The sequence below is a fragment of the Ferroacidibacillus organovorans genome (assembly GCF_001516615.1).
GTDB lineage: Bacteria > Bacillota > Bacilli > Alicyclobacillales > SLC66 > Ferroacidibacillus > Ferroacidibacillus ferrooxidans_B.
The window spans coordinates 50,548-77,399 of the sequence record NZ_LPVJ01000018.1 but is presented as its reverse complement, the minus strand read 5'-3'; the positions used below and the strand labels follow the sequence as shown (position 1 = coordinate 77,399).

Here is a 26,852-nt window from a genome sequence, read left to right as displayed (position 1 = left end):
TCCTCATTTCACATTCCATAAATGCGGCATTGCAGCGATGCGGCAAAATGACGCGCCGCACCAATTCAAACCTTCCAATCCTGCGCAAGCATGCCGTAGATCACGTGATCGACGTAGTGATCATACAACCATTCAGCCTGTCGCCTGCATCCTTCATTTTGAAATCCCAACCGCTCAGGAATGGCCCTGCTTTTTAGATTCTGGGAAGCGACCCGTATCTCCACGCGGTTCAATCCGTACTCCTTGAAAAGAATGTCCGTGAGCGCACGGCAAGCGTTTGTCATGATGGCTCTGCCTTGAAACCTTTCACCCATCCAATACCCAATACTCGTCAGTCGATTCGGCCAATGGATGTAGTGGAGACCGAGAACTCCCGCGAGTTCCCCGCGATACCATATCCCCAGTTCAAAGCCGTTGTTTGACGCATATTGCTGCAACCCACCCTGGATGAAATCTTGTGTGTCCTTAGCCGTGCGCGTCCCATCCACAAAAGGCAGCCACTCCCGAAGATAACTGCGTGACTGGTCTAACAGGGCAAAGAGCGGATCCGCATCTCTTACTTCCAACAACCTCATTTGCGTATCCGCGTTGACGCTGTAGCTGAACATGATCCCATTCCCCTCTCAGCACCTTAAAACCATCGCCTGAAAATGCAAGATTTCATTCCCATAATCAATGGTTCTAAACGATTCCAACGTAAAGAAGCGACGGACTGTTTCCTTGATGGCCTCATCCGTATGGAATGAGAAAAAGCGCTTTGGATCATAGCGATCCGCCTCCCAGACGCCCTCAAAATCCATCCCGCCATACACGCCAAAATAAAAGGATCCGCCTGGTTTAAGTACCCTTCGCACCTCTTGAAGTACACCCGGCAAATCCCTTTTTGGCACGTGGAGCAGGCAGTTGATCGTCCAAACCCCGTCAAAGTGTCCATCTGAAAACTGAAGGTCACTCGCGTCCATCTGCTCTGCCGAAAGTCCCTTCTCACGGCAGAGCAAAACCATTTCACGTGAAAGGTCGGTCGCTGTGACCAGCAATCCATTTTCTTTGAAAAATGCGCTGTCGCGTCCTGTTCCCGCGCCGATCTCCAGCAGTTGCACAGCATTCTCACGCTGCAACCGCGACAGAAACATTTTCCGTTCTGCGAGTTTCCAACCGTCTTTGACGACTTGGTCTCGCTCCTGCGCGTATTGGTCATATGTTTTTTGCAAGCGGCGCTTCCACACGGATGACTCCAAACCTATTCCTCCAGCGAATTGCCCTTGTTTTGATTTGCCAAAAACCGCTCGCACAGCGTGATCGTCTGCCCTAGAATACGAATCGATGCACCGGCATCCTCTGTTTCTAACGCGTGATTCGCGCCCGGAATGACGGTTACGTCCACATTCGGCCGATTTAAAATTTGGGCGATATCCGTCGCTTCAAAAATGGGATCGCAATCTCCCACGACGACCATCGAACGCTGTGCATCCTGAATAAAAGGAATGATCGGTTTTACCGGCGTGAGAAACACATGACTCCCTACATAAAAGGAAACTTGCTGTGCGACCCTTGACTGCACCATCGTCCCCAAACTCTTCCCTATAAAAGTAACCTCACGATATGAATCTGTTAGTAGCTGATCGATTGCGTCAAGAGCTTCTGAAACCAACACATCAAAATCACCCATTCGTAAATCCGTGCGATTCGCTTGATACCCGTACTCGATTCCGAGCACATCATACCCCGCGGAGAAGGCAGCCTTTGCTGCATACCACATGAGCGGAGCATCTAGCGGATACTCCCTGCCAGGAAATAGCACAGCAAGCTGTGAAGATTTCGCCGGCTGCTTTTGAAAGCGCTGTTTCACCGGAATCGCTCCAAAGCGCGTGGGCCTTTCATACGCCACTCTCTCCACCGCCTTAACAAGAATCGCAATCTTTCATAGCCTAAAACAATGTATCCCGTATGCCCTATTATAGACTCCATCGCCTGCTTTTCAATCGCAATCGTCGGGCTTTGCAAGCGATAAATGTCTCTCGAAAATGATTGTGACGCGCGCCGCATACGGTTTGATCTTTACCCCGCGAAAAAGCCGAGTGGGCGCATATGCGTTCACTCGGCGTAAGATATCACATGCACTGTTTACCCCTGAATCAATTGGTACGTCACTGTGACTTGCGAACTGACATAGTTTTGCGAAACTCCGCCATAGCCATAGTTTGTGCTGATGCCGCCAAGCGTTTGATTTGGCAGCGCAGGACCGTTCATCACGTTCGTATTGACTGGCGCCAGCGACGTCACGCTGACAACCGGTCCGACGGTTGCGCCAACGTCAGTCGCCAAGATCTGCGCCTGACTCTTTGCGTCGACCAGCGCCTTTGCAAAGAGCTGTGCACGAATGGTCGGCAGATTCATCGGGGCGTATTGAACGTTTGAGTACACGTTGCCGATATAGCCTTCGGGCAGGGACGACAAAATGTTTAGCACCTGCGGAAGGAGTTTCGCCGACGCGACCGTCACATTGACATTAAAATTGCCCGACTCATTCGACATACCGCCGTTATTGTTCATCCCTTGAAGCTGCGTAGAGATATCCCCTTGCGGGATTCCCAGATGCCGCAATTCCTGCGTTATCTGCGCCGCGACATGCGCTGCGTCGCGCGATACTGCAAGCGCCGTTTGATCCGTGATATTCGCATTAAAATTTATGGTGGCCACATTGTCTGTGGAATACTCGCCGGCAACGCCTGTCACCGTAATCGTATTTGGCGCCTGTGCCGCCGTTGTTGTCGTACCCGCTAGCGGATTGCCCATCCCCATCGCATGCGCTCCGAGCACCAATGGACTTATCACGCTACCCACCAAGAGTGCCGCCGTGATTGCTCCGCCCACCATCCAATTGCGTTTTGCCACGCGTGATCCCCCCAAAAATAAGATCATTCAATCCTTGAACGCACCTTAGGCCGAGTGAACCGGCCGAGTTTTTATTCACTCCTTCTATAGACGATTCTGCGTTCTCAAGGTTTCGCGCGACAGTCCAGAATCTTGCATAAATCACATTGTGCATGTTGACGCATTCAACCAAGACAACCCTTTTTCATAGAGCGCATTGCCCACAACCACTGTGTCTGCAAAACGCTTCATGCAATTCAGTTGTTCTAAGGATTCAATCCCGCCGCCATAGACGAGATGGATATGCGGAAACGCGCGCTTTACCTCCTGCGGCACACGCGCATCGCCAAACTTCCCGCTGTATTCAAGATAAAGCGTTTTCATTCCGCAGAGTCTTGTACCATACGCCGCATAAGCGAGCACGTCTTCAAGATCCCGCGGAATCTCAGCGCGGGACCGTTTCGCGACAGCGCACGCGTCATTCATCACGATATATCCGATCGCCTCACAGCGATTCCACGGTATGACTGCGCGGTACGAACGGAGCGACCGAACGTAGTTGCGCGTGAGAACATCAACGTCAAGCGCGTTTAAAACGATCGGAAAGAGATACCCGTCCACTCCGAACGCGATGCCGCATTCTGACGAAACCTCTTGCCAGATCGGCCTTCGCACCTTGCGCGCGCGCAGGGCAAGCGCCAAGTCTGTGGCGTTGCGCGCAGTCACCCCCCAGGTTCCGCCAAGCACCAGCGCGTCGACTTGCGCCTTGCACACTTGATCGAGCATTGCCTCTTTATGCTCGCGCTCAGGGTCAAGCTTAATCAGTCTCTCCCATGAATCCATGCCATCCTCCGCATCGCGCACGAAACCTACTCTTTCATGCGATCGAGCACCAAATGATATCCGTCTGATCCATAGTTTAAACACCGCTTGACGCGGCTAATCGTCGCAGTGCTCGCGCCTGTCTCCGACTCGATGTGACTGTATGTGAGCCCGTCGCGCAACATGCGCGCAACCTCAAGCCGCTGCGCGAGCGATTGAACTTCTCCGACTGTGCAGATATCTTCAAAAAACCGATAGCATTCATCCAGGTTTTCCAGGCGCAAGATCGCCTCAAAGAGTTGATCCGTCGAGCGATCCCGTATGCGGTCAAGTTGCATCAAACCATCCCCTTCTGTTCAGTTCTTCTGTTCCGGGGACGATTCAGGCGCCGGTTGACAATCTGAACAGTAGCCCAACACCTCAAAGCGATGTTGCAAAACCGTGAACCCTGAAGGCGCACATCCAAGGGCAGGCATCGGACAGTGATCGAGCATGATGGTTTTTCCGCACATAACGCAGATATAATGATGGTGATGGCCGTTTTGACAAGCCATACGATAGCGCGCTTCCAGTTCATCAAAACGGGATTCTTCGATGATGCCCTCGTCGCGCAGCGTCTTTAGATTGCGATATACCGTTTCAAGGCTGAGTGTCGGGTACGATTCGCGAAGATGGTCAATCAATTCGCGTGCCGTCACATAGCGATTGTTTTGCAACAAAAAATCGAGGATCTCTCGACGTTTGCCCGTCAAGCGATACCCGCGATCTTTTAATGTTGTCATGTACATATCTGTTTGCATGGGAAGCCCTCCCCGATCCTATTGTACCCCCATCCCTTTCGGGATGGCAATGGATGCGAGACAAAGGGTAGTGCACAGTGTAAAGGGGAGACGTAGGGAGCCATCACGAAGGGGAATCCTTCCACAATTCATCGATGGTCATGCCAAGCGCCTGTGCGATACGCGTCAATTTATCGATATGTGATCCACGAGATCCCGCTTCGATGGCGTAGATATAGCTCACAGAAACGCGGGAGCGAAGCGCCAACTCCTGTACAGACATACCGATCTGCTTTCGTCGTTCCTTCATTCGTGCGCCTAGCCCGCTTTTCAAGGGACACCTCCTGTACGGCGCAACCCACTCCCTGGCGGATTGATGCGTCTTGTGCTCTACCAAGATTATACGATTGAATAATTCGATTACACAATCGGGGATTGATAAAAATCACTAAGAAATCGCACGATCCATCACGCCATCTGCGCCCATTTCAATTGCGCGACGCGCATGATCTCTATAAGCAATGTGTCGATTTTTATGGGGGAGCCGTTCCCGACGCCTTCCGGCGTCTGGAGTGGCCGTTTTGTGATGAGCGCGCAGCGCTTGACGCTGGACTGAGCCTCACTTCAAACACCGTGCGTGATCTGCCAGGAGCGTATGCGTACGTCGATGAAACGGATCGCTCTATCGCACTCGTCAGCGCGAGCTTCTATGAGCAAATCGACCGCAGCGTGCTGCTTGGAACGTACCTGACCCCACGCATTCGCAAAAAGGGGTTTCACCGCACCGTCAAGGCCGCCCTTTTCACACGTTTGGGGAGGTTTGTGGATACCTACTACTGCATCGTCAGCTTGTCCAATCCATACGCCATTCGCGCTTTAGAACATATGGCAGCTGAACGGATTTCTCAAAGTGAAACGATGCGCGCCGTCCCTGAACGCATCAAACTCGAATACGCGCTCCATCAACCCGCCGCGCTCTTTCGTATCCCAGTCCGACAAACGGCCAACTCCTCTGCGAAATAACCAGAATCTGATATACTGTTTGGAAACCGCTTCATGCTGAATCTTTGTGATCAATCACACAGTGAAGATCAGCGATCAGGAGGACACGATGGCTAAGGATAAGGAATTCGTGAAGGAGATCACCCCGCAAGATGAGGATTTCTCCAAATGGTATATTGATGTGATTACAAAATCACAATTGATGGATTATTCACCTGTGCGTGGATGCATCGTTTTTCGACCCGACGGCTATGAACTGTGGGAGGCATGCCAACGCGAACTCGATCAGCGCTTTAAGGCGACAGGCCATCGCAATGCCTATTTCCCGCTGTTCATTCCCGAAAGTTTTTTTGAAAGAGAAAAGGAGCATATCGAAGGATTCAACCCTGAGCTGCCTTGGGTCACGGAGGTGGGCGATGACAAACTGGAGGAACGGCTTGCCGTTCGCCCCACATCAGAAACGATCATCGGGCACATGTACAGTCAGTGGATCCAGTCATATCGCGATCTTCCGCTGCTGCTCAACCAGTGGGCAAACGTCGTGCGCTGGGAAAAGCGGACACTACCATTTATTCGAACGAGCGAGTTTCTCTGGCAAGAGGGGCACACCGCGCATGCGACCGCAGAAGAGGCGCAAGAAGAAACCCTCCGGATGCTCGATGTCTACACAGAGTTTATGGAGGAAGTTTTGAGCGTACCTGTCATCCGCGGACAAAAAACACCGTCCGAAAAATTCCCCGGCGCTGTCGCCACCTACTCCATCGAAGCGATGATGCGGGATGGAAAGGCCATTCAAGCTGGCACGTCGCACAACCTCGGGCAAAATTTTGCGAGCAGTTTCAAAATTGAATTCCTCGACAAAGACAACGAGCGAAAACTGGCGCACACCACATCGTGGGGCATGAGCACACGCATTCTCGGAGCGCTCATCATGGTGCATGGCGACGACCGCGGGCTGCAGTTACCTCCGCGCATCGCACCAACGCAGATGATGGTAATACCGATTGGACCTGCGAAAATGCGTGAACACGTTGTGCCTGCCGCGCACGAGCTTGTCGCGACGCTTCGCAAGGTCGGTTACCGCGTAGGCATCGATGACCGTGAGGACGTGAGTCCTGGCTGGAAGTTTAACGAGTATGAGATGCGCGGCATCCCGCTGCGCATTGAACTCGGGCCGCGCGATCTCGCCGCTGATCAAGTCGTTGTCGTACGCCGCGACACGGGAGAGAAGCTGATCGTTCCTGTCAGCGAGTTGACGGAGCGCGTCTCCGTCCTGCTCGACGAGATTCAACGCTCCTTGTTTGAACGCGCGCGCGCATTTCGCGAAGAGCACAGCGGTCCGGTCGAAACGATGGAAGAACTCCACAAGCGCGTTCGCGAGTCGCGCGGATTCGCTTTGGCCGGATGGTGTGGCGATGACGCTTGCGAGGCCGCCGTCAAAGAGCAGACCGGCGCCACAAGCCGCAACGTTCCGTTTGAGCCTCCCGCAAAGCAAAAGACCTGTGTGAATTGCCACAAGCCGGCAACCCATACGGTGTGGTTCGGACGGGCATACTGACAATCTGGCCAGCTTAAATAGAGTATGAAACGCGATGCGAGGGAGTGCGGGTGCGCCCCTCGCTTTTTCATGCAGTTGCACATCATCATTACACATTTGTATAATAGCGAAAGATCCCCCGAAAAGGAGGAAACGTCATCAAACCAACGGTGCAATTTGACGGAAGCCGCCTCAAAGCCTTGCGGCTCAAGCACGGCTACACGCTGGCAGATCTCTCTGTGCGCAGTGGTGTTTCGCTAAGTCATATCTCCCAACTTGAAAAAGGTGGCCGCAAGAGCCCTTCGATCGATTACGTGTATCGGCTCGCCGAGGCACTCTCTGTTTCGATGTACGACCTTTTGCAGCAGCGCGACGCTCCGTTTCCCGAATTGATAGACAATGTTTCTATCGCCAGCGAAAGCGCCGAAAGGGCTTGGGATCGATTCTCCCAAACCCTGCGACCTGATGCGCTGCAATTCATTTTGAGCCCAGAAGGACCTCTCTACATCGCATTTGCCATGCGGTTGCGCGATGTGCGCAAATCACCACAACTGCTTTTGCGCGCCGTGCATGAATTCCTTGAATCAGAGAACCTTTGACGCTTCGAGCGCACCCTCGAGTTCCCCGACAAGCCCCCCAAAAATCTCCATGGCGCGTTGCACGATCGATGGATCGGTCATATCGAGTCCTGCCCTCTTCAACACATCGAGCGGATACGCGCTTGACCCGCTCTTTAAAAAGCCCAGATACGCGTCAACCGCTCCCGGTTCCCTTTTGAGCATGCGATCTGCAAACACGAGCGCCGCGCTCAGGCCCGTCGCATATTGAAACACGTAAAATTCATTGTAAAAATGTGGAATACGCGCCCACTCGTACGCCGCGCGCTCATCCAAGTCATAGCGTGGACCATAGTACTGTTGCGCCAATTCTCCAAAAAGTTTGGACAGCGACTCATGTGTGAGCGCCTCCCCGGACTCTACCGCCTGGTGCGCCTTTTGTTCATACTCCGCAAACTGCGTCTGCCGGAAGATCGTCCCCATGATCGTCTCAATTTGTTGGTCAAGCAGCGCCGCTTTCACTTGCGGATCGGACGTTTCACGCAAGAGATGATTGACAAGAAGCGTCTCATTGACCGTGCTCGCAATCTCCGCGAGAAAAATCGAGTAATCACTGTACTGTGGCAGTTGATGGCGCGAAGAGAGGTACGTGTGCACACTGTGCCCAAGCTCATGCGCGAGCGTCGAGACGCTGTTATAGTCATCCTGGTAGTTCATGAGAATGTACGGCCGCGTGCCATAAAAACCTGTCGAATAAGCACCGCTGCGCTTTCCCTTGTTCTCATAAACGTCAACCCAGCGCTCTGTTTTCGCTCGCTCAAGAATTTCCTGATACTCTTCTCCCAGTGGCGCAAGACCTGCACGAATCATCGCAAACCCTTTTTCGTAGTCATACCCGCTGAGATCAGCCTCCGCGAGAGACACCGTGCGATCATAGTGCGCCATCTTCTCAAGTCCAAGGACGCGCGCACGCAAATCAGTGTAGCGATGGAGGTGGGACAACCCGCGGTGAACCCCTTCAATCAGCGAATCATACACGCTGACCGGGATGTTGTTGCGATGGAGCGAGGCGTGCCTTGCCGACGCGAAACCGCGGACGTGTGCCATCGTCACATTCCGCTTCACGTTTGCCGCATAGAGTGTCGCGATTCCGTTTTTGTGCGCCATATATGTATCAAACAGCTTCGCATACGCTTCATGGCGCACCCGGCGATCCTTATTGCGCATATACACGCCGTAGCTTCCCTCAGAGACCGGATAGACCGTGCCATCCACTTCAAACGAGCCAAAATCAAAATCGGCATTCGAGAACTGGCGGAAGGCCTGACCCGGTCCAGAAAGCGCATCCGAGAGACTCGCGAGCACACCTTCAGTCTCAGCAGACAGCGTGTGTGCCTTTTGTCTGCGCAAATCATCGAGCGCATGCCGCTCATCCGCAAGACGCTCATCCGCAAGGAACGCCGCCCACGTCTCTTCTGGAAGTGCGAGCATCTCCGGAATGAAGAAACTCACACGCTCGCCGTACTGCGCGAACAGCGTGGACGCGCGACTGTTCATCGACTGCGCAGACGCGACTCGCGTGTCCTGATCCGCTTTCATGTGCGCATACACGTGCAGCCGCTGTAGCCGTTCTGTCACTTCAAGATTGACCTTCAAAAATTGGCTGACGCGCTCTGCCCCGTCAGCCAAATGGCCGCGAAAGTCGACAAATGGATCGTCTTGCAAAATCGACCGCACCGCCAGATACTCTTTCTCCCAAGCTTCGTCTGTTTCGTACATCGCTTCAATTGACCATTTATAGGCCTCATCCATCAACGCTCGATCCTGCACGGCCACAAAAATCCCTCCTTATAACGTTCACTTCCCTATGCTAAACTTTCCCAAAAGAAAACGCTACGGGGTTCGGAACATTTTCAAACCTTTCTACGCGGTCTGCCCAGAGAGGTTTTCGACAATCCGCTCCATCTCGGCGGCCACACCATCCTCGTCGTTCGTGCCGATAAAACGGTCATATGAACGCAAAACGCGCTCTTCTGCATTCGCTACGGCGTACCCACGCCCAGCACGGCGCAACATCTCCAGATCATTGTCCCCGTTGCCAAAGGCCACCACGTCGCTTGAGGTGATGGAAAGTTCATCGATGACATACTGAATCCCCGTCCACTTCGTAACCCCTCTTGCTGTGAGGTTGATGGAAAACCGTTCACCACAGCTGATCTCATAGACATCCGCGTCGACAAGCAACCGCAGCATGGATTCAAACGCAGCTTGATCAGGACAGCGCAGCGAAAGCTTCAGTACAGGCTGGGGGGCATCCTGCAAAAAATCTGCGAGAACTGGGCGGGAGATTACGTCCTTGCGCTTTACGAATGCAGAGTTCACATGGGTCGAGAGCGCCTTCTCACTTACCACAAACCAATCCGCCGTCATCAGACAATACGAGTAGCGCTGCGCCTCAAGCTGCGCACAAAGCTCCTCGAGCGGCGCCTTAAAGAGCGGTTTTTGCATTAAGGTGCGTCCCGTCGCGTCAACCACCTGTGCACCATTTAGGGTAATTACGTGCGCATTCACACCGATCTGCTTGACAATCGGTAGCGTCGCATGAAGTGAACGCCCTGTCGCCAGTGTGACATAGTGCCCTTTTTCGCGCGTTTGCGAAAGTGTTCTCAAGGTTCGATCCGTCACGCGACCGTCTGTCGTCAAGAGCGTTCCGTCAATGTCCGACACAAAAAAAAAGTTTGCCCATGTCATCCTCCCGAATCCTGGTGGCATAGCGTGGTGCGGCACACGTATTTCATGCTATTTTACGCAAGCCACTTTCAATCATCATCGTGAGGCCGTCGGTTGTATCGTTTCCAAAACCGCAACAGCAGGCGAAATGGGAACGGAAGGCGCAGTCCCACGCGGTCCACCTGCTGCAAAAAATTGAGAAACGCGCCAGATACGCGGCGCCCGTCGCGAATGCGCTCGCGATCCCCGTGAAACGTCAGGCGATACCCGTCTTCAAAACCCTCCAATCGAAAGTCAAAAGGACCGAACGACCCGTCTGCTTCCCGCATCACTTTTTCCCGTTTGTCAGTCATCTTAGATATTCCTCCTCAGTCGCTGTAAAAAACGGCGATGCTTTCGCCGAATTTGCCACATGATCACAAGAGAGATCACACAAATGAATCCAGTGCCGTCAAACAGGCTCCATTTGTGCAAGAACCACGCGAGATAGGCACCAACCCCCGTCAAGGCAAACACGATGAAGGAAAAAAGGTGGTTGCGCAAGTAAGCCTGTTGCGTCATCCGTTCATAATGCTGACGACGGTCATCCTCGCGCCCGCGCTCTGCCGCGCGCAGCGAATCCGTCAAAAGTTCCGGCAATTGCACGAGCGGAGACGCCCAGTCACGAACGATTCTCAGCCACTTCAGGTCATCCTCGCGCTCCGTCTTTGCGTCTCCTTGTGCATTCAGCCAATCCATCACCACAGGACGCGCGACGGCTACGAGGTCGATGCCCGGATCAATAATGTGCAGGACCCCTACCAGCGTCGAGAGTGTGCGCCCCAAAAACGCAAACTCACTCGGCAACTGAATCGGTTGTTTTTTGATCGTGTTCTGCACGTCGATCAATATCCGTTCAAACGCAGCGTCGTCAAACCGTGGCGTGTTTTTTGAAGTATACGCGCGAAACAACGCCATCACCACATCGCGCAATGCCGCCTTGTCCGCGTGTGGCAACAAAAAACGCAGACGTTCAAGAGATTCGACAACCTGGTCCGCGTTGCCAAAAATCAGCGCCTCGATAAGCGCGCGGATCGCGCGCGCGTCCTCATCGCGGATGGTTCCGATCATGCCAAAGTCAATCAGGACGATCGTGCCGTCTTCGCGCAGAAGAATGTTGCCGGGATGTGGATCTGCGTGAAACCGTCCGCCTTGGAAAAGCTGAATGGCAAAACTCCGGACAAGTCGCTGCGCGATGTCGTGGCGATCGAGTCCGTGCTCCTCGATAAAGGCGAGATCTGTCACTCTCGCGGACTCAACCCACGACATGACAAGCACAGAGCGCGTCGAATACTGCGCGTAGTACGAGGGAATCTCGATACCCGGAGCATCGTGAAAGCGCTGCGCGAAATACTCCCCGTTGGCGAGTTCCTTCTGAAAATCAAGTTCATTGCCGATAATGTTGACCACTTGCTGATAAAGTGCCGGCAAATCGGCCATCTTCCCAAGCTTTGTAAATCGCCGCATCAGGAACGTAACAATGCGAAGCGCCTGAAAATCCGCACGGATAATTCGCTCAATTCCTGGGCGCCGAACCTTGACAGCCACCGCCTCGCCACTGTGTAGATAGCCTTTGTACACCACGCCGATGGAGGCAGACGCAACTGGCGCCACGCTGATCCGCTCAAGGACCTCCCCGTACGCTCCCCCCCATGCCGCGTCAAGCAACGGGCGAATCTTTTCCCACGGCACCGTAGGCACTTGATCGACAAGTGCAGAAAGCTCGCGCAGAAAAATATCCGGAAGCAGGTCTGCACGCGTGCTCAGGAACTGCCCGAACTTGATCAAAAGCCCTTGCAGGCGAATCGCGGTCTCCCGGTACGTCACCGCCTGCTTGACGAGCAGCCGCTCAAACTGGGCAGAAGTCTCTGTTGACCAGGGTTGCCGATGGCGCTTCTGGAACCACCAAATTTGGAGAAAGAACGATACGGACATCCAGACGATGGCAACAATGCGGTAGAACGGAACATTAACCATAGATGCCATCCCTCAATTCTACGATACACCTATCATAGCGAAAAAGGGCGAATCGGAGTATGAACAAAACGCGACTTGAAGAAAGCTTGAAAAATGACAGATGCACTCGATGATCGCCCAAACATCTAACCGCCTTTGGCTCATCCGTCTCTTTCGGCACGCATTTCTAGCGCGTTTTGCGCGCGCGCGACGCGACGCTGCTCGATTGCCTTGCCCAAGGCCGGACCCGCGAGCGCCGGGTTTTCGCGCATGACATCCTCTCCGCGGATCGCGCGCAGGTCTTTCGCCAGATCGAGCAGCCACGCATACGCAGCAATCCCTTGTGCGCTTCCTTCAGCGATTGTGCGCACGCGCGCATAGCCGAGCACCGTCAGCCCACACCGCTCAATCTGCCGGACACGCTGTACGACGCGCGCTGCGCGCTGATAAAGCGTGTGACACTTGTCAAACAGAGGCTGCCGACCGAGAATGGCCGCCGTCTTCCACACCTCTGGCACGCGCATTCGTTGACAAAACGCCTGCACGTCCTCGTCGCGCGCGAGGCTGAGCGCAACAACTGAAAAAATCGCCTCGTCTGAAAACTCGTCGCGATCCGGAGCCGCCGCAAGAGCGTTCAGTAAGTTTTCAAGGCGGTAAAACACCGCTTTCTCGGCAAACGGCGCGAAGTGCGGTGACAGCGCAGACGCTGCGCAAAGCGTCTGAAAGAAACGCAGCGGGCGGGCTGTGCGCAAGGCCTTGCGAAACTCGTCAAATACCCGCTCGACACTGAGCGTCTCAAGCTCGTCCACCAACTCCTGCATCAGCGCACGCGTGCGCGGCTCTACAGAAAAGGACAGCTGCGCCGCAAAGCGAGCCGTGCGATAAACGCGCAAGGGATCCTCCGCAAACGCGTCGGAGACGGCGCGCAAAATACCCCCCTTGAGATCCTGGAGCCCTCCATATGGATCATGGTGTTCATCCGTCAACACATCGACGGCCATGGCATTCACGGTGAGGTCCCGGCGCGCCAGGTCCTCTTCAAGGGAGACTTCCCGCCCAAACTCTACCGCAAAGCCGCGGTGCCCCACCCCCGCCTTTCGCTCGCGCCGTGCCAAGGCCAACTCGTAAACCTGGCTTCCACAGCGCAGTCGGTAGACGGGAAACGACTTGCCCACCGCGAACGCCTCCGGCAGCACGCGCTGCATCAGCGCCTCATCAAAGCCGACGATGCAAAAATCTTCATCCTTCGCCGGCAACCCGAGATATGCGTCGCGCACTCCGCCGCCGACGCGATAAAGCCGCCCATCCGCCTGTGCGATGCGCTGCGCGATGTCGCGAAGCTCGTCCGAAACATGCGCCATCGAATCCCCTCACTCCCTGCGCGCCTTCGCTCACTCTGACAAAAACGAAAAATCCTCAACAGAATGCATCGCTTCCATAAAACCAAGCAGTAACCGATAACACCCGTGCAGATCATTCAGATCGATCATTTCAATCGGAGAATGGGTATAGCGCGACGGGATCGAGATGACGCCAGACGGAATCGCGCCACCTTCCATGTGAAGCGCTCCGGCGTCCGTTCCAATGCCCGCAAACACCTCCGTCTGTACAGGTATTCCTCGCTCGCTCGCAACCCGTTCGAGAAACCGGCGTACGCTCAAGCTGCTGATGAGACTAAAATCCATCGCCTTGATCGCGGCACCCTGACCCAAGGCCAGACCGTGACCCACGGGCGCGTGCGGGGGCGGTGTATCGGATGCCGCGGTCGTGTCAATGGCGAGCGCGACGTCTGCGTGAAGCGCCGCCGCTGCCGCTTTCGCCCCGCGCAGACCCACTTCTTCCTGCACAGAAAACAGCCCCCACACCGTGCCGTGCAGTTGTGCTCGATCCATCGCCTCAAGCGCCGTGAGCAAGACCGCGCACCCGGCGCGATCGTCAAGGGACTTCGAGGCGATGCGCGTCTCCCCGATGCGCCGCACAGAGGGCTCATACGCTACAGCCTGGCCGACGCGAATTCCCATCGCATGCGCGTGTTCGCGTGATGTCGCGCCGCAATCTACGTAGAGTTCGTGAAACTTCGGCGCGCGCGCTGCATCGTCATAGCGCAAAAAGTGGACAGACAGCGTACCGACTACGCCTGGCACCCGGCCATTTTCCGTCAAAACGATGACATCCTGGCCCACCACCGTTCGCGGATCGTGCCCACCCAACTGCTCAAGGCGCAAGAATCCATTCGCCTCAATCGTCTTTACCATGAACCCCACTTCGTCCATGTGTGCCGCGACCATCAGCGTCGGGCCGTCCTTTGCGCCATTGATCCCGACCCACACATTGCCGAGTCCGTCCACGCGGCACTCGTCGGCAAACATCCTGGCCTGCTCATAAATCGCGCGCGCCACCTCATGCTCAAACCCGCACGGCCCTGTGAGATGAATAAGCTTCATAAGGTTCTCTTCTAGTCTCTCCATGTCCCGCATCGCAACGTCCCCTTTTGCACATCATTCTTACGATTTCCCATAGCTGCATCTTTCAATCTTGTTCGATCATACCACGAGCCTATCTCATTCTGGATAAATTGTGTACGATGAGTGAATGCCAATGCCTCACTGAGAGGAGCGCACCATGCAGCGTCTCAACACCATTTTGCTCCCGATTGTCACGATGTTCTACTGGTTCAGCGTTTACACCTATGTTCCCGTATTCCCACCCTACTTGGATCAGATGGGACTCAGCCTCTCGCTGGTTGGCCTTGTGCTAGGAAGCTACGGCCTCACCCAGATGATCGTTCGCATCCCGCTTGGTATCGCGGCCGATCGCACAGGTCGCCGCAAACCATACGTAATCGCCGGATTACTCGTCGGAACACTCTCAAGTGCCGGATTCGCCCTCTTTCCCGCCCCTTCGCTCGCCCTGCTTTGGCGCAGTCTTGCCGGTGTGGCAGCCGGTGCGTGGGTCGCATACACTGTCATGTACGCACGCTTCTTCTCGTCTGACGAGGCACCACGCGCCATGAGTCTGCTCAGCTATTACGCAAGCCTCGGACAAATGATCGCGATGCTTCTTGGCGGCATTCTCGCGGGTCAATTCGGCATTCGTTCCGTATTTGTCATTGCCGCGTGCGGTGGGATCATCGGCCTTTTCATTGCGCTCTGGCTAAAAGAGACGCCCAAACGCGCGACAGAGAAGCCCCCCTCCCTCTTGCGCATGGCCGCCGACCCGCGCATCCTTCGCACATCACTGCTCGCCGCGTTGGCGCAGGCCGTCACATTTACCACGCTGTTTGGATTCACACCCATCCAGGCGGCGCACCTGCACGCGAGCCATGCACAACTCGGCACACTCACGGTGCTGTCGACGCTACCAAATGCGCTCGCAGGCTTTCTGAGCAGCCGTCCACTCATGCAGCGCTTTGGTCCGCGCAAACTGGTCACATTCGGATTTCTTCTCTCATCTGTCGCCACCTTGGCAATCCCATACTCACCCTCCATGGTATGGCTTTTTATCACGCAGGCGTTTAACGGACTGGGTCAAGGCATCTGCATGCCCCAACTGATGGGACTCTCGATTCGTCACGTGCGCGAAGAACTTCGTGCAACGGCGATGGGCTTTTTCCAGGCTGTCTACTCCATCGGCATGTTCGGCGGTCCCGTACTCGTTGGAATTATCAGCCGCACAACGGGGCTTCGCGGAGGATTTGTCGCCATCTCTCTCATCAGTCTGCTCGGTGCGCTCGCGAGTTTTTTCGCGTTGCGTCTCTATGAGACGGCCTCTTGTGCGCGGGCATCGTCGTGAAAGCGTCATGCATTCTTGCATTCACAATTCCTTAACATACAAGCGCAGCAAAAGGGATTGACGAGTACGCATATGCATGGTATGAATACAAAGAGTTTACGAATCACGATATGTTCGATACGCTACAATTTGAGAGACGAATCCTCGTTAGGCGAGGCTTCTATGCGGAAACATGCCACTGCCCGGAAACGTCGAGAGACGCCAATGGGTTGAACAGGTATTGCCGGACTAAGGCTTTACTTAATGTGGCTGAGTGGAAACTCTACGACGCATAGTGCTAAAGCTCAACAAGGGGGATGCGCGGTATCTTTCCGTGTAAGAAAATCCCCCTGTTCATTCTGCAGGGGGATTTTCTTTTTGCGGTGATAGGAAATACTCTTTCTGGGAGGTGATGGGCATGGAAAGCGGTCCTAGTATAGGTGATTTACGCGCTTTAATGATTAGCTTTGCATCGTTTTGTCATGCCCGTCAACCCAGAAAGGAGGATTTCTGCCATGATCCAACAACAAGCTGTATACGCACGTACCATGGACTCCGAAGACGCAGCGATCCGCGCGAAAGATCAAGCCAGAATTGATACGCTCCGCCAGAAGCGCGGTTGGCTCTCTAGAATTTTGCTAGGTTTTGTTTTGCTCGGCCCTGGCGTTCTCGTGATGATCGCCGATAATGACGCCGGCGGTGTGATCACCTATTCCCAAACTGGCGCAACCTACGGTATCGGATTCTTCATACCCGCACTCATTCTGTCAGGAATCATCGCATACATCGTGCAAGAGATGACCGTTCGCCTCGGCGCCGTAACCCGCCGTGGCCACGCTGAATTGATCTGGGGTCGCTACGGCGCCTTTTGGGGCTGGTTCTCGCTCGTCGATCTTGTCCTTGCCAACATCCTCACACTGATCACCGAATTTATCGGCATCACGCTCGGACTCTCCGTGTTTGGCGTACCGCACTGGCTGAGCGCCCTGCTTGCCATTACGCTTGACGCAGTGGTGCTGCTCGTATTGCGCTACTATACATGGGAGCGCGTCTCGCTCTGGATCGCGGCCGGAAACCTCGTTTTTATTCCGCTGGCGTTCATGGCGCACCCGCACTGGTCGGTAGTCGCCGACGCGTTTGCCCACTGGCAGGTTCCCGGCGGTTTCACGCCAGCGTTCGTCTTTATCATCCTCGCAAACTTTGGCACGACGATCGCACCGTGGATGCTGTTTTTTCAACAGTCAGCGGTCGTTGATAAAGGATTGACGGTGAAGGATATCCGCCACGGCCAGATGGACACCGCGGTGGGAACCGTCGCCATGGTCGCAGTCGCACTCGCGCTTGTAATCCTGACGGGCACGGTCGTCCACGGAATGAATGGCGCGTCCAACCTGAGCATTGAGCAGATACTCACCGTGATGGGACAGCGTTTGGGAAATACCGGAGAAACCCTCTTTGCGCTGGGAATGGTTGAGGCGGGAACCATCTCGATGATCGCGCTGACAGCCAGCACGTCGTGGGCGATGGGCGAGGCGTTTCACTGGCCGAAAAGCATCAACATGCCCGCGCGGCGCGCGTGGAAGTTTTACCTGCCAGGCATTCTCAGCGCAGTTTTGGCCGCGAGTGTCGTCCTGATTCCGAATGCGCCGCTGGGTTTTCTCAATCTGACCGTGCAGGTGATCGCGTCGATCTTTATGCCGGCCGCACTCCTTTTCTTGGTACTCTTGCTCAATGACCGCCACATTATGGGCGAGCATGTCAACCGCAAGTGGCAGAATGTCTCTGCGGTTTTGATCGTCGCGCTTTTGGTTGGCTTGAACGCTGTATACGGACTGTCCGTCGTCATGCCAAAACTGTTCTAGAATTCAAATCACAATCGGGAGGTGTGCGCCATGCGCGAAAAAACATTTGAAGCTTTTTCCCAAGATCACAACATCGAACAACTCCCGCCGCTTGAGCGCGCTCAGGTGAAAGGATGGGTGAACAGCATATTCTGGGGACTGCGGGTTTACATCGTCATCATGCTTGTACTCGTCGTCATCGGTTTTTCTCGCGGCTCTATCTGAAAAATGGTTTTTTAAAAAGAGCGCGGGTGTGACTCAGAAAGCGCGGGTCTCGCGCCACTCGTGAGTCACACCCGTTTTGCGTCTTGGCGAAAGAGGAAAAAGACAGGTGAACCATCCTTTTTATGGATTACACGTCAAAACAGGTTTGCAAAAAAGACTCCACTTGTTGCTTTGACTTTGCGTCGCGACTGTACAAACGATTGACGAGTTCCGCGCGATCAAACGCGAGAAAAGAGGGGATTCCCACGACCTCAAATTGCTCGGCGATTTCCGGCACCGCTTCACAATTGATGCGTGCCATCGCGAATTGTCCCGAAAACTGTTCAGCCCACGCATCAAGATGTGGATCGATACGCTTGCAGTCAGGACACCAATCCGCGTAAAATTCAATCACCGTTTTGTTTGATTGGATCATATCTTTAAATTCATGGGCAGAAGTTAATTCTCTCATTGTCGCAGTCCATCCTTTCTCTATGACGAACGAGGTGTCTTATGAAACTGGAACTCAGTGAAGAACAATACAAAAGAATGCTGTCTCTCGTCTTTCTTGGCGAGTGGGTCGTCAATGGCGCGTCGGAGAATAGCGAAATGTACAAAGACCTCATTGAAACAGCAGACGCACTCTATGCCATGGCATCCGAATGCGGAGCAGATGATCTCGTGCAGTATTGCGACGGATGCGGCGGCCATCACCCCACGCCTTTGCTCGAAGAAGCCCTCACCCCGATCATCGACGCGTATGACGAAGAAACCTTTTGGGATGTGCTCTCACACCATTTAGCGTACCGCGACACGCTGGTGCAGTCCGCGTCTGGCGAGGAGATCACCAAAGAGCAAGAGATGCGTCTCTGGCGCCGCAAGGAGCAGTATGAACAAGAGTTTCAACGCCACGGCCTTGATCATGTTCGCCTCGTCTTTCACGGCGGAAAGAAAAAGTGACGGCGATCTCGCGCAAGACTGTGCGTCTGCGCGAGTGCGGCGTCCCTTTCTCCAGGTGTCAAAGAAGCGATGCGATGTGACGCGCAACATAAACGCCACTGCTTGCCGCCTGTGCGATACCGCGCGTAAGCCCTGGCCCATCCCCCGCGCAGTAAACCCCCTCAATCTTCGTTTGCAGATTCGCGTCAACCTCTGCGCGCGCCGCGTAGAACTTGGCCTCCACACCGTAAAAAAGCGTGTGCTCCTGAGCGATACCCGGCGTGACATGGTCAAGCGCTCTGATCATCTCGTGTAAAGCGAGCATCGTTTTGTAAGGAAGTACTAGGCCGAGATCACCTGGCACCGCTTCTTTGAGCGTCGGCTCCACAAACCCTTCTTCCAATCGCTCACGCGTGCTGCGCCGCCCTTTAAGCAGATCGCCATAGCGTTGCACGATGATCGAGCCATCTGAAAGTTCGTTTGCGTGCGAGCAGATCTGCCGCGCAAACTCATTGGGGCGATTGAACGGTTCCGTAAATCGATGACTCACAAGCAATGCAAAATTGGTGTTGGACGATCCCATCGACGGTTCCTTATACGCATGTCCATTGGCCGCCATAATCCCCGTGTGATTCTCAACGACCACGTGTCCAGACGGATTGCTGCAAAAGGTGCGCACGCGCAGGCCCGTTGAGGGGGAGTGATAAATGAATTTTCCCTCATAGAGATGCTCATTGATCTCCTGCATCACAACATTGGTCGTCTCGACACGAACACCGATATCGACCTGATTGTTCGTCATTTTAATGTGGTGCCGCCGCAGCAATGAAGATAGCCATGTCGAGCCATCCCGACCTGGCGCAAGCAAGACATGTGACGCGCGCAGCTCCGTTCCGTCACGCAACACAACGCCCTGAATGCGATCACTCTCAACAAGAATATCCTCCACAAAAGAGCGGAATCTCATCTCAATATGCTTTTCCAGGTAAGCAAAAATCTCATTCATCAAACGCAGGTTATTGTCTGTGCCAATGTGTCGGACTTGTGCGCGCAAGAGCTTAAGACCTACCGCCATCGCTCGCCGCTCGATTTGCGCCACTTCCGGTGTCGAGGGATCTGTAATCGCGTCGGGCACCCCGTGCTCCAGATTGATCGCATCGACATAGCGAATCAATTCCATAACCGTAGACGGTGGGAGATACTCCGTTAAATATCCACCAAACTCAGATGTGATATTGAATTTTCCGTCGCTGAAGCTTCCTGCGCCGCCTGCGCCGTTGATCACGCCGCACGCCGGCCAACAACTCGCGTACGTCTTGATTTTGTTCGCGGGCGGACACTTGTCGATTTTCAATTCCATGATTGGACAATGACGATACTTCGCTTCGACGCCTTTATCGATCAAAAGCACTTTCGCACGCGGCGCCTTTCTCGTAAATTCATACGCAGCGTACAACCCAGCAGGCCCTGCACCCACGATGATCACATCATATTTCGCATTCATGGCTTGCCTCTTTTCTGTTCTTCCATGCGCATAGGACCCGCAGAACAGAATACCAGTTCGGGAGAATACGTCAAGGGGCAACTATGCCATTTCACCCGTCAAAAGTTCCTATCGCTCAAGAACCGCGCAGTGTTCGACGACATCCTCCCACTCGATATAGCGACGGTCGCAGTCCTCTTCCGTGAGTGTCTCCCCGCGCTGCACTTCGATAAAAATGACCTGCGTTTTCGCCATGATACTGTGCCACTGGCCGCGGCAGACGCGAAAAACGTCTCCCGCCGTGACACTGACCATCCTGCCGTCAAGCGCCAGATCAGCATCTCCAGCTATCATCGTCCACACCTCTTCTCGGAGGTGGTGACGATGATAGCTGATATGCGCGCCTGCGCGCAGCGTGACCTGCTTTGTCAAGACCTCGGTTCCATCAGGCAGTTTCTGATAATCCAGCACCTTGTAGGATCCCCAACGCCTCTCCTCAAACATCGGACGGATGCAATAAGGAGCGACAAGATCTTTGATTCCGCTGCTCTGGTCCTTCGCGGTCACTAGGATGCCGTCGGGGCTCGCCACGACCATCACATCCTTTAACCCTTTTGCAACAATAGGAATGGAGAGCTCGTTGATAATATGGGAATTTTCGCAGGCATCCGCCACGCCGATTCCGAGAAAAGAAGAGCGCATCTCCGGCGCAAGCGTCTCCCACGTCCCGAGATCCTTCCATGCCCCCTCATAAGGCACGACAACGATCTTTTGTGTCTGTTCGACCACCTCATAGTCAAAACTCCGTTTTGGCATCTCGTGAAACGCTGCGACCATGTCCCGATAGCGTGTCGGAAGGCCACGCTCTTGCAGCTTGCGTATCAGATACGATTTGCGAAAGCAAAATACCCCGCAGTTCCACAGCGCCCCCTGCTCGACGAGTTCAAGCGCGTGCGCTCGTTCTGGCTTTTCGCGAAACGACGATACACGCGCATAGGGTGACCCTTCCGTGTGCTCCGGATGAACACAGATATACCCGTACTGGGTCGACGGGTGCGTCGGTTTGACGCCGAGCAGAACCATGTCCGCCCCAGATGTGGCGAGCACACCAGAAAGGCTCTTTATTCGCTCAAAATAGATCGTTTCTACAAACTGATCGACAGGCGCCACGACAAGGATGTCATCTTCTTCGTCCTGATCTGCCAAATACGCCGCCGCAAGAGCAATCGCCGGAAATGTATCCATGCGCATCGGCTCAACAATGATACTGACATCATCCCCCAGTTGAGCGTGGATCAAATCCTTTTGCAGCTTTGACGCACACAAGTAGGTCGAAGCTGCCATTCCCAGCGTGGAGAGTTGCCCCCAGACGCGTTCAACCATCGAAACGAGGTTGTTGTCTCGCCCTTCCAACACGCGCAAAAATTGTTTTGAGCGAACATCATTTGAGAGCGGCCACAAACGTTTCCCTGAACCGCCAGATAAAAGAATCAGTTGCACGATCGATCCCCCTTAGTGAAGCTTTGTACCCGTACGTACCGGAGATATGACAATATCGACGACGCGGCGCTTTTTTTTCCACGTCCAGAAGTTGTTGATGTAAAAATTCCAGACCATCGAAACGGCAATCCCCGCGATATTGGCATAGAGCGAGTTGACGCGTTCTCCATACGCCAGAACAGAAAGCACGGCGGTGCTTTGCGCGATGCCAAACAGCGATGTGATCACGTATTTGAGAAAACGGCGATGCGCCTGTCCTGCGCGCGCATCCACCCACGTCAATCGATCATTGAGAACAAAATTGGTCCCCATCGCGACAAACGCAGAGAGCGCGCCCGCAGTCCAGAGCGCCATCTGGAGATGGATCAAAACATCATAGAGCAGTTCGTTGACCAACACGCCAGATGTGCCCACAAGCGCAAAGAGATACACCCGCCTCTCCTCAGGACTGTCAAGAATCAGCCGCCCGAGATGCCGGAGATAATTCCACTGTTCCTGCAGTGACATTTTCGACTCACCCAACGCGCGCGCCTCAAACGCATACGGAATCTCCAAAATGCGCGAGTAAGAGCCGCGTGCGAGGATTTCAATGAGGATCTTCCAACCGACCGGGCGCAAAGAGACGCCATCGATCACTGCGCGCTTCACCATAAAGTAGCCGCTTGTCGGGTCGGAAACGTTGCGCAGTCGCTTGAGCGCAAGCCGCCCCATCCAGCGCGCCGTAAAGGAGACCAATTTACGCGGAAGCGAGAGTCCTCCGTCGCTTCCTCCAGGAATAAAGCGACTCGGGATCGCCACATCATACCCCGCCGCAAGCGCGCGCATCATTTCGGGGAGCACGCCCACCGGATGCTGTAAATCCGCATCCATCACGGCAATAACGTCCCCGCGAGACAGCTCGAATCCGCGCACGACCGCGCTGCCGAGGCCGCGTTCTCTTGTACGGTGTTCAACACGTACAAACGGATATGTCTCACGCAACGCGCAAAGCCACTCGATCGAGCGTGCGTCTGAACTGTCATCGACAAAAATCACTTCAAACGTTTCATCCGGGAGATGGCGCATCAATTCATTTATCAGGCGTTTCGGATTATCTAACTCATTATAGGTCGGCACAATAATCGATAGCGTGACTCAACTCACCTCCATGTCATCCAAAGGCGAACGCGTCGGCCAAGTCGACACAGGGCACTTCTCATTCATTCGCGATGGAGGATGATGTATCCCCATGCTAGTCCTGAGAATCTAGCATGTCAATGATAGATTGCGTTTCCCCGTGGTCCCTTCCGACTATGCCTGAATAGCCCCAATTCGCAGCAAAGAATCACACAATCGGGTCTCTTCCCAAATCACGGCAAGCCGTATGCTAGAGCCATAAGAGAAAGGCAGGCGATCGACCGTGATCAACACATCGAATGCATGGCCGAACATCTATGTCGGCGTCATCTGGCTCATCGTGTTTGCAAGCTTCACACTCTTTTCGTATCCGCACGGGAAACGCGGTGAGCACTCGTGAACTGGACAAAATCACTTCGCAAATCCGCAACGGAGAAGCTGACATGGGATAACTTGCTGCCGTCAGAACAACCTGTCTACGTGAACTCTCTTGTCTACAGCTTTGGCGTCTTCACACTCAGCAGCTTAGTCTTTTGCATTGCAAGCGGCATCATCATGTCGGCCAAAGGTCCACTCTGGTATCAGACATCAAGTCTCGGAGAGTTTCTTCGCAGCGTCCACTATTGGAGTGTTCAGGCATTCTTCTTCTTTACTACGATGCACCTCGTCGGACAGTTTTTCATGGGCTCATGGCGTGAAGGTCGCGCGCTCACCTGGGTCGTTGGCGCACTCTCCTTTGCCGTTTCCGTCATCGAAGCGTTCACCGGCTATCTCTCGCGAGGCGATTTTTTCTCGCAGTGGAATCAAGTGCAGAGCAAAGATGCATTTAATGGGGCAGGACTTGACGGCTTTATCAACATCCTGAACAACGGGCAGGTCTACGGCCTCCACATCGCGGTGTTTCCCGCGATCCTCATCGCGCTGGTCGGTCTCCACCTGCTGGCCGTACGCAGCAAAGGTGTGGTGCCACCCTACCCAATTTCCGCAAAAAAGCGAGATGAGCAAGCATGAAAAGAGGCAGATTCGCACGCGATACCTTGCGCTTTCCACAACGCGACTTTGACATGGTCAAAGAGGGGGTCATAAGCCTCGGGATCATCGGCGTCCTGATCGTCGGCGCTGCCGCCATCTTTGGCGCACCGTACCGGCCGGCAATCACCAACAAACAGGTTGCGCTGAGTTCACCCGTCTTGATTGAGCAAACGGCGCTTGGCGATCTTTCTGGCACAGGATCGATCGCGAGCTATGGACCGCCTTACAATAACGGCTGGCACGGGCAGGCGCAATCCATTCAGTCCATCATGGGATTCTCGCCACAGACTTGGTGGGGTACGCCTTATCCGTGGAACACTGCGCAAAATGACGTCATCATCCCGCTTCAAATGCTTGCGACCGCGTCGGCGAATGCTCCACTGAACCAGGCGCTGACGCAGTACCAAAGCGCATCTTACGCGCAACAGCAACAGTGGGATACGAACTACAGCAACGCGCTCAATAAAGCGACCGTCGCAGCAGGACGCGTCGTCACACCGTTTGGAAACTTTGGCCCGGTGGCGCTCATGATGAACAATGAATTGCAACTCGCCAAATCCGGACTTCTCTCAGGCGCACTCAACCGCCAAACAAACGGCGGCGTCTATCGCTATGACGTGAGCGGTGACCTTTTATTCCTTCAGGGCGCAGCGCTTCACAACATTGCAAACTCGATCAATATGCAAGGCGGCCAGTGGGGCATCAATCACGATGAGGCGGCGCTTCCCGGTCCGTGGTGGCTTACACCCTACACCTTCTTGTACCAAATCCCGCCGTACTCAACGTCCGCGTCGGGAGATGAGATGGCAGCATACACCATCGGCATTCTCTTCATGCTCCTGGTGCTCGTGCCATGGGTCCCCGGACTCAACAAGCTCCCGAAGCTGCTTCCAGTCCATCGCTTGATCTGGCGCGATTGGTACCATTTTCTAGATAAACAAAACGCGTGTGTGAGTTGTCCACTCAGAGATTCGTGCAGACAGGAATTCCGCGGCAAAAAAGGCGGCGCGCTCTCAGGCGAGACGCCAAGGTGCTATCAGTCACTCAGCAAAGATGTGTAAGGATTAAGCAAAAATGAGGAGGAATTCACCGTGAACATGGGCATTCGGTTATGGTTCATCTGGCTTTTATCGCTGATCGCCGGCGTATACGGAACTTCACTCGTATACAGCGGAATCACAAGCGGCAAACCGTATACGCTCATCTACGGCTTGCCGACGCTGCTTGTCGGTATCTGGATGACTGGCAATCTGTGGGCTTCTGCCCGGCAATTCTATCGGAAAAATCGCGCAGCACAAGCCTCGCGCACATCATGAGGACTACTCTGCAGAATGTAGCACACGATTGAGAATACGCGACACAAGCTTGACGAAGCCCGAACACGGCCAGGCGAGGCGCAAGGAGCAACCCCACTCCTTGCGCCCCGCTTTTTAGGCTTTATCAAGAAGTTTCGCGAGTTCTCCCACGATCTTCTCTGACGTAAAGGATTCGGCGAGACGCTCCATTCTTGCCGTTACCTTCCCCGACTCAATCAACTGTTCAAGCCCATACACAATTTTATCCACCGCGCGAGGGGAGGCGACATACTGTCCGCCTTGGCGCAAGAGATTGGCCGCCGTGCCGCGCTCTTCCGTGATGCCAAGAATTGGTCTTTTTGCGCCGATATAGTCAATTAACTTTGAGGCGAGAAACGGGTTGACACCTGTATCGTTTGGCGCATCGATCAGCAGTAAGCCGTGACTTTTTTTCATCGCAGAAAGACTCTCAAGATACGTGTAGCGACCGCGATGAACGCGCACGGGAAGATGCTCCAAAAGCGGAGCGAATTTCTTTTCCAAGTTCCCGAAAAGACCGATCGCGACGCGCGAAAGCTTGTCCGGATTTCGCGCGTGGATGCTTCGCAGTGCGTCAAGCAGCGGTGCAGGAGAGCGCAAGCCGTAGAAATCGCCGAAATAAGACAGGAGCATCTTGCCGTTTTCTGTCGGAACCATCGCGTTTCTCACGCTATAGAGATCTTCTGAAACATGGTGCGGCAAGACGATCGAACGCGACTTGACGGACTTCAACGGGTACGCCTTTTCGTAGATCTCCTGGATCTCGACCGTCGGAAAAATGAGCTGATCCGCATGCTCAATGACGAATCGCTCATGTTCTTGATCACGCAACTTGCGAATGATCGTGTGGTGCGAGTGATAGGGATTCGCCGACCATGGATCGCTAAACTGTGCAACCCACGGCAGTCGCGTGCGCTTCCAGAGCGAGGCGGCCAGGATATGACTGGCGCCTGGGTGCGAGCGACTGTAAAGAACATCAAAATCGCTCTTTTCAATCTTCGGGACGCGCAGTGCCCACAGCAGGTTTTCATCCTCAAGTTTGCCGATCAACCGCTCTGCCACTTTGCCAGAAAATGCTGAGCGAAACGTCACACTGCGGTGCGCGTGCACGTCCACGCCAGACGGTATGCGCATATCTGGATCGCCCTGTTGAAACTGCGGAGCGTTTGTGACAAGCGTAATCCTGTGAAGATGTGATAACACACGCAGTGTTTTCCACACGAGAATCGCTTCCGCGTTTTGGGTTGGAGGCGCAAAATAGGACACCATCAGAACTCGCTTCACGTCTACACTTCACCGCTCCCAATCGCCAATCTATACACCGCACACGCGGGCA

29 protein-coding genes and 1 riboswitch are annotated in these 26,852 nt (G+C 54.3%); of the genes, 10 read left to right on the top strand and 19 right to left on the bottom strand.

Translation table 11 applies throughout. The features are described 5' to 3' along the window. Positions 1-65: 65 nt before the first annotated feature. The 8 genes from ATW55_RS05810 to ATW55_RS05775 all read right to left on the bottom strand — a co-directional run bounded on the left by ATW55_RS05810 (position 66) and on the right by ATW55_RS05775 (position 4,809). On the bottom strand, positions 66-608 hold the full coding sequence (locus ATW55_RS05810) for a GNAT family N-acetyltransferase (protein ID WP_067713932.1): 543 nt from the start codon (positions 606-608) through the stop codon (positions 66-68). Between the two features lie 15 nt (positions 609-623). Continuing rightward, complete coding sequence (locus ATW55_RS05805; protein WP_067713924.1) at positions 624-1,238, bottom strand: class I SAM-dependent methyltransferase; 615 nt, start codon at positions 1,236-1,238, stop codon at positions 624-626. A gap of 2 nt (positions 1,239-1,240) precedes the next feature. Continuing rightward, entirely contained in the window at positions 1,241-1,888 is a 648-nt protein-coding gene (locus ATW55_RS05800) for an alpha/beta family hydrolase (protein ID WP_067713920.1), read from the bottom strand. A gap of 236 nt (positions 1,889-2,124) precedes the next feature. Further along, positions 2,125-2,895 carry an SIMPL domain-containing protein gene (locus ATW55_RS05795; RefSeq protein WP_160327170.1) on the bottom strand — a complete coding sequence of 257 codons (771 nt, stop codon included), beginning with the start codon at positions 2,893-2,895 and terminating at the stop codon, positions 2,125-2,127. A 141-nt stretch (positions 2,896-3,036) separates the two neighbouring features. Next, positions 3,037-3,738 carry a heptaprenylglyceryl phosphate synthase gene (locus ATW55_RS05790; protein WP_067713913.1) on the bottom strand — a complete coding sequence of 234 codons (702 nt, stop codon included), beginning with the start codon at positions 3,736-3,738 and terminating at the stop codon, positions 3,037-3,039. A gap of 5 nt (positions 3,739-3,743) precedes the next feature. Then, the gene (locus ATW55_RS05785; RefSeq protein ID WP_067713910.1) at positions 3,744-4,034 is read right to left on the bottom strand and encodes a YerC/YecD family TrpR-related protein; all 291 of its coding nucleotides are present in this window, start codon (positions 4,032-4,034) and stop codon (positions 3,744-3,746) included. A gap of 18 nt (positions 4,035-4,052) precedes the next feature. Beyond that, positions 4,053-4,496 (bottom strand): Fur family transcriptional regulator, encoded by a 444-nt coding sequence (locus ATW55_RS05780; RefSeq protein WP_067713906.1) that lies wholly within the window; start codon positions 4,494-4,496, stop codon positions 4,053-4,055. Positions 4,497-4,599: 103 nt separating this feature from the next. After that, entirely contained in the window at positions 4,600-4,809 is a 210-nt protein-coding gene (locus tag ATW55_RS05775; RefSeq protein WP_235587020.1) for a helix-turn-helix domain-containing protein, read from the bottom strand. A gap of 101 nt (positions 4,810-4,910) precedes the next feature. Between ATW55_RS05775 and ATW55_RS05770 the strand changes: the two genes are divergently transcribed. The 3 genes from ATW55_RS05770 to ATW55_RS05760 all read left to right on the top strand — a co-directional run bounded on the left by ATW55_RS05770 (position 4,911) and on the right by ATW55_RS05760 (position 7,613). Further along, positions 4,911-5,498: a hypothetical protein gene (locus ATW55_RS05770; RefSeq protein ID WP_067713902.1), complete on the top strand. Its 588-nt coding sequence runs from the start codon at positions 4,911-4,913 to the stop codon at positions 5,496-5,498. Positions 5,499-5,586: 88 nt separating this feature from the next. Then, positions 5,587-7,035, top strand: a complete 1,449-nt coding sequence (proS, locus tag ATW55_RS05765) for a proline--tRNA ligase (protein WP_067713898.1) — start codon at positions 5,587-5,589, stop codon at positions 7,033-7,035. A 149-nt stretch (positions 7,036-7,184) separates the two neighbouring features. Further along, the gene (locus ATW55_RS05760; protein WP_067713895.1) at positions 7,185-7,613 is read left to right on the top strand and encodes a helix-turn-helix domain-containing protein; all 429 of its coding nucleotides are present in this window, start codon (positions 7,185-7,187) and stop codon (positions 7,611-7,613) included. Here the strand turns inward: ATW55_RS05760 and pepF are convergent. From pepF to ATW55_RS05730, 6 genes are all read right to left on the bottom strand, one after another. Beyond that, the gene (gene pepF, locus ATW55_RS05755) at positions 7,599-9,407 is read right to left on the bottom strand and encodes an oligoendopeptidase F (protein WP_067713891.1); all 1,809 of its coding nucleotides are present in this window, start codon (positions 9,405-9,407) and stop codon (positions 7,599-7,601) included. The genes ATW55_RS05760 and pepF overlap by 15 nt on opposite strands. A gap of 87 nt (positions 9,408-9,494) precedes the next feature. Next, on the bottom strand, positions 9,495-10,322 hold the full coding sequence (locus ATW55_RS05750) for a Cof-type HAD-IIB family hydrolase (RefSeq protein ID WP_067713886.1): 828 nt from the start codon (positions 10,320-10,322) through the stop codon (positions 9,495-9,497). Positions 10,323-10,390: 68 nt separating this feature from the next. After that, entirely contained in the window at positions 10,391-10,654 is a 264-nt protein-coding gene (locus ATW55_RS05745; protein ID WP_067713879.1) for a hypothetical protein, read from the bottom strand. 1 nt (position 10,655) lies between these two features. Further along, positions 10,656-12,317 (bottom strand): ABC1 kinase family protein, encoded by a 1,662-nt coding sequence (locus tag ATW55_RS05740; RefSeq protein ID WP_067713873.1) that lies wholly within the window; start codon positions 12,315-12,317, stop codon positions 10,656-10,658. 140 nt (positions 12,318-12,457) lie between these two features. Next, positions 12,458-13,657 carry a CCA tRNA nucleotidyltransferase gene (locus ATW55_RS05735; protein ID WP_067713869.1) on the bottom strand — a complete coding sequence of 400 codons (1,200 nt, stop codon included), beginning with the start codon at positions 13,655-13,657 and terminating at the stop codon, positions 12,458-12,460. A gap of 30 nt (positions 13,658-13,687) precedes the next feature. Next, positions 13,688-14,773 carry a M42 family metallopeptidase gene (locus ATW55_RS05730; protein WP_235587019.1) on the bottom strand — a complete coding sequence of 362 codons (1,086 nt, stop codon included), beginning with the start codon at positions 14,771-14,773 and terminating at the stop codon, positions 13,688-13,690. Between the two features lie 145 nt (positions 14,774-14,918). On the opposite strand from ATW55_RS05730, the gene ATW55_RS05725 reads away from it, so the two are divergent. The 3 genes from ATW55_RS05725 to ATW55_RS16450 all read left to right on the top strand — a co-directional run bounded on the left by ATW55_RS05725 (position 14,919) and on the right by ATW55_RS16450 (position 18,133). Next, positions 14,919-16,088: an MFS transporter gene (locus ATW55_RS05725; RefSeq protein ID WP_067713866.1), complete on the top strand. Its 1,170-nt coding sequence runs from the start codon at positions 14,919-14,921 to the stop codon at positions 16,086-16,088. 136 nt (positions 16,089-16,224) lie between these two features. Next, a riboswitch (M-box (ykoK) riboswitch) is annotated at positions 16,225-16,390 on the top strand. A 192-nt stretch (positions 16,391-16,582) separates the two neighbouring features. Then, a complete protein-coding gene (locus ATW55_RS05720; protein WP_067713859.1) occupies positions 16,583-17,929 on the top strand; it encodes an NRAMP family divalent metal transporter in 1,347 nt (448 codons plus the stop codon). Positions 17,930-17,959: 30 nt separating this feature from the next. After that, positions 17,960-18,133, top strand: a complete 174-nt coding sequence (locus ATW55_RS16450; protein ID WP_162839389.1) for a hypothetical protein — start codon at positions 17,960-17,962, stop codon at positions 18,131-18,133. Positions 18,134-18,260: 127 nt separating this feature from the next. Here the strand turns inward: ATW55_RS16450 and ATW55_RS05715 are convergent, their stop codons facing one another. Further along, positions 18,261-18,584, bottom strand: coding sequence for a thioredoxin family protein (locus ATW55_RS05715; protein ID WP_067713853.1), 324 nt, complete (start codon positions 18,582-18,584; stop codon positions 18,261-18,263). Positions 18,585-18,625: 41 nt separating this feature from the next. On the opposite strand from ATW55_RS05715, the gene ATW55_RS05710 reads away from it, so the two are divergent. After that, positions 18,626-19,072 carry a hypothetical protein gene (locus ATW55_RS05710; RefSeq protein WP_067713850.1) on the top strand — a complete coding sequence of 149 codons (447 nt, stop codon included), beginning with the start codon at positions 18,626-18,628 and terminating at the stop codon, positions 19,070-19,072. 58 nt (positions 19,073-19,130) lie between these two features. Here the strand turns inward: ATW55_RS05710 and ATW55_RS05705 are convergent, their stop codons facing one another. The 3 genes from ATW55_RS05705 to ATW55_RS05695 form a co-directional block, all read right to left on the bottom strand. After that, positions 19,131-20,555, bottom strand: coding sequence for an NAD(P)/FAD-dependent oxidoreductase (locus ATW55_RS05705; protein ID WP_067713846.1), 1,425 nt, complete (start codon positions 20,553-20,555; stop codon positions 19,131-19,133). A gap of 108 nt (positions 20,556-20,663) precedes the next feature. Then, positions 20,664-22,034 (bottom strand): sugar phosphate nucleotidyltransferase, encoded by a 1,371-nt coding sequence (locus ATW55_RS05700; RefSeq protein WP_201024934.1) that lies wholly within the window; start codon positions 22,032-22,034, stop codon positions 20,664-20,666. A 12-nt stretch (positions 22,035-22,046) separates the two neighbouring features. Next, on the bottom strand, positions 22,047-23,150 hold the full coding sequence (locus ATW55_RS05695) for a glycosyltransferase (protein ID WP_067713839.1): 1,104 nt from the start codon (positions 23,148-23,150) through the stop codon (positions 22,047-22,049). A 396-nt stretch (positions 23,151-23,546) separates the two neighbouring features. Here ATW55_RS05695 and ATW55_RS05690 point away from each other — a divergent pair, with 396 nt between their 5' ends. The 3 genes from ATW55_RS05690 to ATW55_RS05680 are packed head-to-tail and all read left to right on the top strand — an operon-like array spanning position 23,547 to position 25,498. Continuing rightward, the gene (locus ATW55_RS05690) at positions 23,547-24,161 is read left to right on the top strand and encodes a cytochrome b N-terminal domain-containing protein (protein WP_067713836.1); all 615 of its coding nucleotides are present in this window, start codon (positions 23,547-23,549) and stop codon (positions 24,159-24,161) included. Continuing rightward, the gene (locus ATW55_RS05685) at positions 24,158-25,243 is read left to right on the top strand and encodes a hypothetical protein (protein ID WP_067713832.1); all 1,086 of its coding nucleotides are present in this window, start codon (positions 24,158-24,160) and stop codon (positions 25,241-25,243) included. The genes ATW55_RS05690 and ATW55_RS05685 overlap by 4 nt, the downstream gene beginning before the upstream one ends. Positions 25,244-25,273: 30 nt before the next feature. Beyond that, positions 25,274-25,498 (top strand): hypothetical protein, encoded by a 225-nt coding sequence (locus ATW55_RS05680; RefSeq protein WP_067713828.1) that lies wholly within the window; start codon positions 25,274-25,276, stop codon positions 25,496-25,498. Between the two features lie 114 nt (positions 25,499-25,612). Here the strand turns inward: ATW55_RS05680 and ATW55_RS05675 are convergent, their stop codons facing one another. Then, positions 25,613-26,800, bottom strand: a complete 1,188-nt coding sequence (locus ATW55_RS05675; RefSeq protein ID WP_153005024.1) for a hypothetical protein — start codon at positions 26,798-26,800, stop codon at positions 25,613-25,615. Between the last annotated feature and the right edge of the window lie 52 nt (positions 26,801-26,852).